This is a genomic window from Trinickia symbiotica (assembly GCF_002934455.1).
Lineage (GTDB): Bacteria > Pseudomonadota > Gammaproteobacteria > Burkholderiales > Burkholderiaceae > Trinickia > Trinickia symbiotica.
Genome location: NZ_PTIR01000060.1, coordinates 1 through 1,213, shown reverse-complemented (window position 1 = coordinate 1,213; position 1,213 = coordinate 1). Strand labels below are relative to the sequence as shown.

The window sequence follows — 1,213 nt, the reverse complement described above, 5'->3', positions numbered from 1 at the left end:
TCGGGTCGGTAACGCCAGTCACTGAGGCACCAGCATTGAAGCCGATACCGTTCGTAGTGCTATAGGTAATGCCGTTGGTCAACCCCGCCGTCAGTGCGCTCACCAGCCCGGCCTTGCCCATCTCGCCCAGGTCCAGTGAGCCTGTCCCCACCAGCTGGCTCGCCGCGCTACCGGCCATGCCTGCGATACCGGCGGACAAGATCGCGTTGCCAAGTCCGGCCGATGCACCCGCGGTGGCGGCCATAAATGTACCGCCGGCTTCTGCAGCGGCCGTCGCCATCGCAGTCGTTCCTTCTGCCGCAACACCAATCGCCGCGCTCGACGCTGCCTCCGTGGCACCGCTCATCGCACCGATCGCTGCGCTAGCCGCACCGTAAGTAAGCACGGTCGCCACTATGGCGGCCACGATCATCGCTATCTGAGTAATACCGAAGCTGCCGCCTTCCTTCACGAAATCCGTATGCAGCTGATCGGTCAACGTCATCTGCGTGAAGTCGCCGCCCAGTTGCTGCTGAAGAGCCGCGAGCATCTGCTGCGTGCCCGCTTGATCGATCGTGCCGTCCGCGTTGAGCTTTTGCAGCGCGCCGCCGATCTGATTCAACGTCTGCACGTTCAGATCCATGTTCGCCGCGCTCATGAACCCGCCCGGCTGGACCTCCGTGCCCGTCGTGTCGACGTACCCGCCCTTGACCTTGCTCCAGATCTGCCCGACGTTGACCTGATTCGCCTCGTTCGTCAGCGTCGGCGTATCGACCTTCAATGTGTCCGATGCAGTGATGGACCCCGTATTGAGAATGCTGCCCTGCCCGTTGCCCTCGAAGTTCAGCGTCACATCGGTGCCGATGATGTTGCCGCCCGCGGACAACGCGCTCGTCGTCGACGGTAGGTACACCTGCGGCATCAACGCCGTGATCGTCGGGCATGTCGCCGTACCCGTTGCCTTGCAACTCGGGTCCGGGATCGTCTGCTCCACATACCACAGCATCGGCTTGTCGAGCGCGGTGATTTGCGTCTGCGTCAACGCCTGGCCGAGCTGGAGGTCGTTCGTCTCGGCATAGCTCAGCGCGTTCGCGTAGAGGTAGGCCTTCTCCTGCTCCGTGACCGAGAGATTGTTCTTGCTGTCGTAAGACAAGCCATCGACGAAGCTCGCCTTGCCCGTTTGCTGCAACGCCGCCTGTTGCAGCAACAGGTCCTCTTCCTGCGGGTTGTAGTA

At 62.3% G+C, this 1,213-nt stretch carries 1 pseudogene; it reads right to left on the bottom strand.

Annotated features, from left to right (window positions below):
• Positions 1-1,213 (bottom strand): annotated as a pseudogene (locus B0G57_RS30710) (DUF637 domain-containing protein); the annotation flags it as partial.